At 70.3% G+C, this 9286-nt stretch carries 8 protein-coding genes and 2 pseudogenes; 6 read left to right on the top strand and 4 right to left on the bottom strand.

The features are described 5' to 3' along the window. The 4 genes from B9S61_RS34860 to B9S61_RS34835 all read left to right on the top strand — a co-directional run. Positions 1-156, top strand: a 156-nt coding sequence (locus tag B9S61_RS34860; protein WP_258040018.1) for a thioesterase domain-containing protein, incomplete at its 5' end; no start/stop codon positions are given. A gap of 885 nt (positions 157-1041) precedes the next feature. Then, positions 1042-1530 (top strand): hypothetical protein, encoded by a 489-nt coding sequence (locus B9S61_RS34845; RefSeq protein ID WP_146065030.1) that lies wholly within the window; start codon positions 1042-1044, stop codon positions 1528-1530. 155 nt (positions 1531-1685) lie between these two features. Further along, entirely contained in the window at positions 1686-2945 is a 1260-nt protein-coding gene (locus B9S61_RS34840) for a class I SAM-dependent methyltransferase (RefSeq protein WP_103545752.1), read from the top strand. Between the two features lie 187 nt (positions 2946-3132). Further along, positions 3133-4317: a macrolide family glycosyltransferase gene (locus tag B9S61_RS34835; protein ID WP_146065029.1), complete on the top strand. Its 1185-nt coding sequence runs from the start codon at positions 3133-3135 to the stop codon at positions 4315-4317. A 339-nt stretch (positions 4318-4656) separates the two neighbouring features. Here the strand turns inward: B9S61_RS34835 and B9S61_RS34830 are convergent, their stop codons facing one another. After that, a complete protein-coding gene (locus B9S61_RS34830) occupies positions 4657-5139 on the bottom strand; it encodes an FMN-binding protein (protein WP_103545750.1) in 483 nt (160 codons plus the stop codon). Then, positions 5136-5525 carry a transposase gene (locus tag B9S61_RS34825; protein ID WP_258040017.1) on the bottom strand — a complete coding sequence of 130 codons (390 nt, stop codon included), beginning with the start codon at positions 5523-5525 and terminating at the stop codon, positions 5136-5138. Before B9S61_RS34825 ends, B9S61_RS34830 begins: the two co-directional genes overlap by 4 nt. A gap of 16 nt (positions 5526-5541) precedes the next feature. On the opposite strand from B9S61_RS34825, the gene B9S61_RS40495 reads away from it, so the two are divergent. Continuing rightward, the gene (locus tag B9S61_RS40495) at positions 5542-6228 is read left to right on the top strand and encodes a hypothetical protein (protein ID WP_146065028.1); all 687 of its coding nucleotides are present in this window, start codon (positions 5542-5544) and stop codon (positions 6226-6228) included. Positions 6229-6460: 232 nt separating this feature from the next. On the opposite strand, the pseudogene B9S61_RS34815 reads toward B9S61_RS40495, so the two are convergent. Continuing rightward, positions 6461-7025, bottom strand: a pseudogene (locus tag B9S61_RS34815) (transposase); the annotation flags it as partial. A gap of 255 nt (positions 7026-7280) precedes the next feature. Further along, positions 7281-8116: pseudogene (locus B9S61_RS34805) on the bottom strand (metallophosphoesterase family protein). A 352-nt stretch (positions 8117-8468) separates the two neighbouring features. On the opposite strand from B9S61_RS34805, the gene B9S61_RS34800 reads away from it, so the two are divergent. After that, positions 8469-9230: a thioesterase II family protein gene (locus tag B9S61_RS34800; RefSeq protein ID WP_103545747.1), complete on the top strand. Its 762-nt coding sequence runs from the start codon at positions 8469-8471 to the stop codon at positions 9228-9230. Positions 9231-9286: the final 56 nt, after the last annotated feature.

Genomic DNA, 9286 nt, shown 5'->3' with positions numbered 1-9286 from the left:
GCGCTCGTCGCCTTCGAGGTGGCCAGGCGGATCGAGCGGGCGGGCGGCCGGGTCGACCACCTCTTCGTGTCCGGCCGCCGGGGCCCTGCCACGGACCGGCCGGAGCCGTCGCACCCGCTTGACGACGAGGGGACAACAGGAGGGTGCCGAGGGTGACACCGATATCCACCGCCGGCGGCATCCTGCCCGCGCACGGGCCGCCGCGGACCGGGCGCGCCGCCGACGCCGGTCCGGCGGACGGGGGGCCTCCCGACGACGCGGGAATCGGGCGGCTGACCGCCCTGGACGACCGCACTCTGGAAGGCGTCGCGTTCGGCACCTCGACCGTCCGGCTGGCGGCGTCGCTTTCTGAGCCGACAGGGAGTCGAATACCGCATAGGTTTGATGCTGCGTCATTTCCAGGTGGTTAAACCGGGCGGCTCTGGTCTCCCGGGCACACTCCCTCGGTGTGCTGAGCGTCGGGACATGGCCACCCCGCGTCCTCCCGGAATTCATTGAGCCGTAGGGAGAGGATGCGGGCTGTGCGCTTCCGGATCATCCTCCGTAATATCCATCCCGAAGGGCGGAGGGAACCCTCCGGCGATATGCGTCCGGCGGATTTTCCCAGACCGGAATAGCGTATCGATATCGCGCCACGAGACGGGTACCCGATCATCCGGTCTAAGGACGGATTCTGCGGCATTGTGCTGGTAGAGAGGTTTCCACTGCACTACGGTTGGGCCGCACCGTTCCCTCATTTCACACAATTCCCGGGAGCTGTCATGAGTGTGGGGTACCTGCTCGGCGGAAGCGTCGGAACCGAGCCGCACGGCCTGGGCGTCATCCTCACCGGTGCCACGGCACTGTCGTGACCGCCGCCACCCGCGCCGACCCGGACGTCCAGGTCGCGCGACGGCCGGCCACCCGCGCCGGCGTCGGTCCGACAACCCGGCCGGCCCCGTCACCCACCCCCTTCACGAGAGCAGCACACTGGGCTGCACCGGCAGCGCCAACCTGCTGGTCCGCCACCTCCACCAGGGCCGCGCCGAAGGCGACCGCCCCGTGACAACCGCCCGCAGCCCCGCCCGGCTCCTGCTCACCCACCCCGAACACCCCGCGGACCAGGGACACCGACCTGCTCGGCCTCCTCACCGACACCTGCTCGGCCTCCTCACCGACACCTGCTCGGAGATGACCGCCCTCGCCCGACCCACCGGCGAGTTCGCCGCACTCCTGACGTCGGCTCAGGCCAACGACAACAACAAGCACACCCAGTGGGTCACCACGGTCCGCACCGCCGACCTGCCCCACCCGCACAGCTTCCGCAACGGCCTCGAACTCGACCGCGCCGCCGTGAATGCCGGTGTCACCCTGCCCCACCACAACGGCAGCGCAGGAGGCGTCAACAGCCAAACCAGGAAGATCCTGCGACAGGAAGACCGTACGGACCCCTGGCGGCAGCGAGTACCGCTCCAGTCGCCGACAGATCAACACCGAGGCAGCAACGCCATTCACAGCTCGGATCGGGCCACCGCCCGAAGCGGCACCTGATCATCCTCGCAGTCATAGCCCGAGCCGACCCCGCCCATGGTCCTGCGGATGCAGTACCAGTCGTGGACCTGGGCGAACGCTGCCGAAGTGCACTGCGATCCGAGATCCGCACGGAAGATCACCCCGGAGACGACCCCTCGTGGAAAGGCCAACGCATGACCGCCCTCACCGGAGAGCACGAGAACGGCCGGCACATGAACAGCTCGCAGCACCATGGCTCGCACGAGGACAACCTGCGTCGGATCCACGCCCTGATCCTGGCGGCGGACGGGCCCGAGGAGCAGCTCGCGGCGGTGATCAGGTCGGCGGGCGCCGAGCTGACGGCCGCCGACCTGGTGGACGAGCTGGCCAGCAGGGCCGACCTGAGCGAGCAACTCGCCGCACCGATGGCAGTGCAGTTCGAGCTCGCCTTCGACGGCGTGGTGCTCCAGCACCACCTGCTGGCCGGGCCCAAGGCCGAGCACCGCACCGGGCCGGCCGACGCGCCCAGTGCCAGCGTCGAGTTGGACCTGCTCGACCTGGCCCGCGCAGTCTTCGGCGCCCGGCACACCGCTGGCCACCGCACGCCCCGGATCAAGTGGCACGGCATCGAGGACCCGGCTCGTGTGTTGCCCGCGATGGCGGCCTTCCCGGTCGTCCAGCAGTTGCTCCGCGGGTTGGCGGAACAGCCACTCGACCTGGCCGAGTTGTCGCTGCGTTACGGTTCGGACAAGTGGGGGCTGCACTACTACACCGACCACTACGCCCGGCACTTCGCCCCTTTGCGGGACCGGCCGCTCACCGTCCTGGAGCTGGGTATCGGCGGCTATGCCGACCCGGCGGCGGGCGGTGGTTCGCTGCGGATGTGGAAGCGCTTCTTCCGGCGGGGCCTCGTCTACGGGGTCGACGTCTACGACAAGACGGCGATGCGTGAGCAGCGGATCCACACCGTCCAGGGCGACCAGGCCGACCCAGCCTTCCTCACCGCACTGGCCGAGCGGATCGGGCCGATCGACATCGTCATCGACGACGGCAGCCACTACTGCCCGGACGTCATCACCGCCTTCGGCGCGCTCTTCCCGCACGTCGTACCGGGTGGGCTCTATGTGATCGAGGACTTACAGACTTCCTACTGGCCGGGCTTCGACGGCAGTTCACAGCGGCTCAGCGACCCGACCACCAGCATGGGGTTCCTCAAGCAGTTGCTCGACGGCCTCAACCACGAGGAGCACGAGCCGCCGGCCGCGCGCCGCGCGGGAGAGGCCGACCGGACACTGGCCGGTGCGCACTTCTACCACAACCTGGCGATCCTCGACAAAGGCCGCAACGAGGAGGGCACGGTCCCCGTCTGGATCCCGCGCCGGCGGTTGAGTGCCGAGGAGATCGCAGGCGCCCAGTGGGCCGCCGAGCCGCAGCCGGAGGCCGACCCGGACTAGGCCGTGTCCGACACATCCCGCCTGGCCCCGGGCGCCTGGCACGCGCGCTCCCCCAGCTACCGCCGGGAGGTGCCCCCAGCGGTCGGGCCCGCCCCCGGGCGGACGCCGCTATCTGCCAGACACGCCCTGAAACCCGCGCTGAGCCGCGTGGTCCCCTTCCCGGTCCCTTCTCCCCGACGGAGTAGCAGTGAGCCATATCCTGATGGTCAACATCCCGGCCCGCGGCCATGTCTTCCCCACCCTGGCGATCGTCGGCGAACTGGTACGCCGTGGCCACCGGGTCACCTACGCGGCCGTCGACGACTTCGCCCAGGCCCTGGCCGAGGTCGGCGCCGAGCATCTGCGCTACGAATCCACTCAGCCCCTGGACAGTGTGGGCGATCCCGAGAACGGGCGCGCCCCGCTGATCTTCCTGGACGAGAACATCGCCATCCTGCACGCGGTGCGCGAGCAGTTCGCCGACGCCAGGCCCGATGTGGTGGTCTACGACGCCGTGGCCTTCCAAGCCGGCCGCATACTGGCCGACACCTGGGAGCTTCCGGCCGTCCAGTCGACCCCGTTCTTCGCCTCCAACGACACCTACTCCTTCGTGCAGAAGATGATGGAGGCGGACGGCGCGGTCCCGCTCACCGAGGAGGTGGTGGTCGAGTTCGGGGTCCGGATGGCGCAGTTGCTTGCTTCGCACGGCATCGACGAGCCGGCGCATGAGTTCCTGATGCGCACCGAGGACCTCAACCTCGTCCATGTGCCGCGCTTCTTCCAGCCGTACGGCGAGAGCTTCGACGAGCGCTTCGTCTTCGTCGGGCCGTGTCTTACGGACCGTTCCTTCCTGGGGGAGTGGCAGCCTCCGGCGGGCGGTCTGCCGGTGGCGCTGGTCTCGATGGGCACCGTGCACAACAAGCACCCGGAGCTCTTCCGGCTGTGCGTGGAGGCCTTCGCCGGGTTGCCTTGGCACGCCGTCATCTCGGTCGGCGAGGGAACGGACCCGGCCGGACTCGGTCCGCTGCCGGGCAATGTCGAGGTACACCGCTGGGTCTCGCACCTGGCGGTGCTTCGGCACGCCAGGCTGGTGGTCACCCACGGCGGCATGGGCGGCGTGTTGGAGTCCCTGGACGCCGGCTGCCCGATGGTCGGGGTGCCGACCTGGCCGGACGTCGCGGCCAACACCGAACGGATGGCCGAGCTGGGCCTGGGCCGGATGCTGCTGCCCGCGGAGGCCGACGTGCGCCTGCTGCGGGCCGCGATCACCGCGGTGGCCGGCGACGCGGCCGTGCGGGAGCGGGTCGCCGAGGCACAGCAGCTCACCCGGGAGGCCGGCGGGGCCGTTCGGGCCGCCGATGAGATCGAGGCCTGTTTGAAGCGCACGACCTGATCGCGCCGCGGGGTCGGCTTCCCCGACGGGTGTCGCGCAGAGAGGTGTAGCCGGCGTCCTTGACCGGAGCTGTACAGCACCTTGTTCGGCTCGTCGACGGACGTGGACAAGACGCTGATCGACAGCAGCGTGGTGACCTTCTACGGGGACAGGCTCGCGACGATCAGGACGAGTCTGCGGCAGCTGGGGGCGACGAGTTCCACGACCGGTAGAACGCGATCTACGGCTGCCGCGAGATCGACAGCGAGTGGGTCTTCATCTCCCACCTGAGCGTGGACCTCACCGACTGAGCCGTGTCACGAGCCCGTGGCACGGCACGGCTTGGCACGGCGCGGCGCGTCAGCGGCCCGCGGAGTCCAGCGCCGACTGGAGTGACTGGCGGTAGCCGTCGCTGGTGTACGTGGCTCCGGAGACCGTGTCGATGTCGGCGCTCTGGGCGGTGAGCGCCTCCCCGGTCAGCCGTGGGACGGCGTAGCTGTTGATCTGCTGGTCCCTGGGGTTGTCCTGGGGGTAGGTGACCGCGGCGACGCCGGTGAGTTTTCCGTTCTCCAGCGTGACGCGGACCTGGACGGGGCCGTAGCGGGGCTGGACCGAGTCCCCGGTGCCGCTCCGGGTGCCGGTGGCCGCTCCGCTCGACCCGCTTGTCCCGCTCGACCCGGTTGCGTCACTGGACGTGCCCGAACTGCCGGACGGCGCCGGAGCGGACGCGAGCGCGGCGACGGCCGGCGTCGTGTGCGGCTTCAGGGACGGCAGCAGCACCATGCCGGACACGGTCGCGGCGCTTGCCAGCACGATGCGGCGCAGCGGACGGTTCTTCCTCACTGAGGGGGACTCTGTCGGGAATCTTGAGGACGGGGCCGGTACGAGCCGTCGTCGGGTTCTTGAAGGCTCAGCCGCTCGACGTTGATCGCGAGTGCGGTTGGGACGTGCTGGACGTGCGTCTTGGCCAGGCCGCGGTAGCGGCACCGGTGTCCGCGGTGGCCGTCCGCGACTTCCTCGATGGTGCCCTCGGCCCCCGAGTGTCGCCCGTAGAGTCGGCGCCAGTCCGCATCCTGCTGGTCGGCGCGGTTTTTGGTTTGGAGTTCGTGCAGGCGGTGGGTGGGAAAGTACAGGCTGCGAAATGGGCCTGGAGTGCACTTGGCCCGCTCGGGGCAGCGGCCGCACTGGCGGGCGTCGAACCGGACTGCGACCTTGGTCGGCTCGGCCACCGGGAGGTCCTGCCAGTTGGCGCTGACCTGCCCGTTGGGGCAGGTCACCTCGCGCTGGTCGAAGCCGATGATGAAATTCTCCCGGCCGAATCCGTCGTTGGCCCGGTGCTGCGGGGTGGTGCTGCGGGGTGGTGCTGGGCGGAAGCGGCCCGATCAGAGTGACGCGATGCAGGCGGGCGGCGGCGTCCAGGCCGGCCACGGAGGTGTAGCCGCCGTCGACCAGGTGCCGGTCCGGCAGCAGGCGCAGCCGCCTGAGGCGGGCGTGGATGCCGGGCAGCGCCTGACTGTCCGCGCTGGAGACGGCGGTGGCCACGTCGGTGATGACGTTGATCCGCTTGTCGTCGCAGGTCTCGGTCACGTGCGCGAGGTAGCCGGTCCAGCGGGTGTCGCCGCGGCGCGTCCAGCGCGCCTCGGTCTCATACGGCGACTCGATCTGAATCCGGGAGGGTGGCCTGCCGTCGCGCATCGTGCGCGGCCTGAACCGCCCCTTGGCATCCACCAGGACGTGCTGCACCAGGATCGTTCGGAGCACCTTCGCCTGCGCCGGAGCGCCGCCGGGGAACCGGGCGTCAAGGCGTTGCAGCAGTTCGCGGGCGTCGTTGCCCACCTGCTCCTGGCGGGCGGCGGGGTGGCCGGGCTGGGAGCACAGGCGAACCGGCCGGCCGTAGCGTTGGGCCCATTCGGCGGTGACCAGCTCATCTAGCACCTCTGGCGCGTCGCGGGCCACCTCTTCCAGCACGGCGCGGACCGCCTCGGTCACCAGCTCCAAGCGGGTCAACTCCCGTGCGGCGGACAGGAAGTGGGTGGAGTCGGTGCGCTGCGTGACGACATCGCAGCCGTCCTGCGCCACAACACCCGCGACTGCCGCAGACCCCTGACCGCCCTCGGCATCACCGGATGAACCCGGACAGAACGCGATCATGCAAGGGGCCCTGCCATTCCACCAGTTCATCAACGGTGTCCAGGGCCGGGCGCCACTTCTCCCGGTGCCCGATCTCCTCCGGGATTTCGGTCTTGCGCCGGCGGACCGGATCCTGCGCCCACTCCTGCGGCACGAACAGGTGCCACTGCAGCGGACACGACGCGGTGTCGGAGACCGCGTGCACACTCACCGCGACCCGACAGTTGGCCTGCTTGCCCAGCGCTCCGCAGTAATGGGGGGGCGAACGCCACCGACATCTTCCCGTCCTTGGGGAACGACACGTCATCGACCGCCCAGGCATCCGGGCCGACCTGGGGCGCCCTCCGCTGCGCGATTCGCCGCCGCACCGGCACCGGATCCCAGGTCGACTGGTTCACGAACTGCTGCAGGTTCTGCTCGTTGCCGTCCGGCAGCCGCTCCGCCATCGGCTGGATCGACTTGCGGCGCCCGTCCAGCATCAGCCCCCGCAGATAACAGTCGCCCTTCGCCCGCTGATCCTTGCGCGGCACCGAAGCGAGCGCATCCGCCACGAGTAACCCCAACTTCGCCCGAGCCCGGTTCACTTCATGTTCGTCCACACCCGCAGCATTCCCCCAAACAGGACCGAGAGGCAGACGTAACGGAGTCCTACTGGTGTGCTGCGCCAGTAGTTGATCGTTATTTGGTGTGTGACTTCTGCTGCTGGTGCGTCAGTTCCTCGCCGGGGCCCGAAGCTGGAACCGTTGTTGTTGTCTGATGACGAGCGGGCGGTGTTGGAACGGTGGACGCGGCGGGCGTCGTCGGCCCAGGCACTGCCCCTGCGCGCGCGGATCGTGCTGGCGTGCGCGGGCCCGTCACGGCCGCCCCCCGGCGGGGAAGACCTCGCGCAGCAGCGGGTCCGGCTTGCCCCAGTGCTGCCACTCGCGCGGGTAGCCGAGGGGCACTTCCTGGTGCCGGACCCCGTCCGCGTGGATGGTCCGCGGAATGTGCAGGTGCCCGTAGACCACGGCCGACGCCCGGTAGCGCACCGGCCAGTCCGCGCTCGCCGCAGTCCCGCACCACAGCGCGAACTCTTGGTGCCGCAGCACCTCCGTCGGCTTCCTGATCAGCGGGAAGTGGTTCACCAGCAGCGTCGGCATCGCGGGGTCGCAGGCGGCCAGGCGCGCCTCGGTGGCGGCGACCCGCGCCAGGCACCAGTCGGCCCGCGTCGGGTACGGGTCCGGGTGCAGCAGGAACTCGTCGCTGCACACCACCCCGGCGGTCTCGGCCAGTGCCAGCGCGGCCCCCGCGTCCGCCACCCCGGGCGGCAGGAAGCTGTAGTCGTACAGCAGGAACAGCGGCGCGATCGTCACCGGCCCACCCGGCCCGGTCCAGACCGGGTGCGGGTCCTCGGCGTACGGATGCCCAGGCTCGGGCACAGGTCCACCAGATACCGGTACCGGTACTCGCCGCGCAGCCGCACCGGGTCCGACGGATGGGTCCACAGCTCGTGGTTGCCCGGCACCCACACCACCGTCGAGAACCGGTCGGCCAGCAGCCGCAGTACCCACTCCACGTCCGCGGCCAGCTCGCCCACGTCCCCGGCCAGCAGCAGCCAGTCCTCCTCGTCGACGGGGAAGAGTCCCTCGACGATCGCTCTGTTCTCCGGATGGGCCACGTGGAGGTCGCTGACGGCGTACAGCCTTGCCATGAGGTGTTCCTCGCCTCCTCGGCCGGATCCCCGGCGCGCGGCCCGGCCGGACCGTTGCTGCTGAGTCGGCGCCCAGTAAATCCCACAGGACTGCTCCGTACCGCATCGATCCCGCCATTCACCGCGGAAATAGCCGGAATTGAACCCGGCCTGTGGGCGGGCCGGTGTCCGAGAGTGCGCCCTTGCTGACTTTCCAACTGGCATGGCATGGTGCGATATGCGGTGCCCGTGGCCTGCCGATCACCGCACCCGGCATTAGCGCGCACCAGCCGGTGCGGATGATGTTGCGCATGATCGCCTCACCCCGTCCACCGACATCGAGCGGATTTCGAGAAAGGAATGAAAGACCGACATGACTTCCCTCTCTCTGGACAGCGACCTGTGGTGCCGCCGCTTCCATCCCTCGCCGACGGCCACCCGGCGGCTGGTCTGCTTTCCGCATGCCGGCGGCTCGGCGAGTTTCTATTTCCCGGTCTCCGCCGAACTGCGCGACACGGTCGACCTGCTGGCCGTGCAGTACCCCGGACGGCAGGACCGCCGGGCGGAACGCGCCGCCGAGGACCTGCACCTCATGGCCGACGAGGTGGCCGGGGCGCTGGACCGCTGGCACGACCTCCCCCTCACCCTCTTCGGGCACAGCATGGGCGCGCTCGTCGCCTTCGAGGTGGCCAGGCGGATCGAGCGGGCGGGCGGCCGCGTCGACCACCTCTTCGTCTCAGGCCGCCCGGGCCCCGCCGCCGACGGCCCGGAACCGTCCCGCCCGCTCGACGACGACGGCATCATCGCCGAGGTCAGGGCCATGAGCGGCACCGACGCGCGCCTCCTGGAGGACGAGGAACTGCTGGGCATGGTGCTGCCCGCGCTGCGCGGCGACTACCGGGCGCTCCAGGCCTACCGGGCCGACCACGGCTCCGCCGTCACCTGCCCGGTCACCGCCCTGACGGGGGACCAGGACCCTTGGACGCCGCTGCCCGAAGCCGCCGCCTGGCGCGCCCGCACCACGGCCGCCTTCGACCTCAAGGTCTTCCCCGGCGGCCACTTCTATCCGAGCGACCGCCCGGACGACGTGATCGGCATGCTGCGCGAGCACTTCGCGGCCACACTGCGGGCCTGAGGCCGAGGACAGCAGGGTCAGGGGGTGCCGAGGATGACGCCGTTGTCCACCGCAAG

The organism is Streptomyces sp. SM1, assembly GCF_002910825.1.
Lineage (GTDB): Bacteria > Actinomycetota > Actinomycetes > Streptomycetales > Streptomycetaceae > Streptomyces > Streptomyces okerensis.
This window is presented reverse-complemented; position numbering and strand designations above follow the sequence as displayed.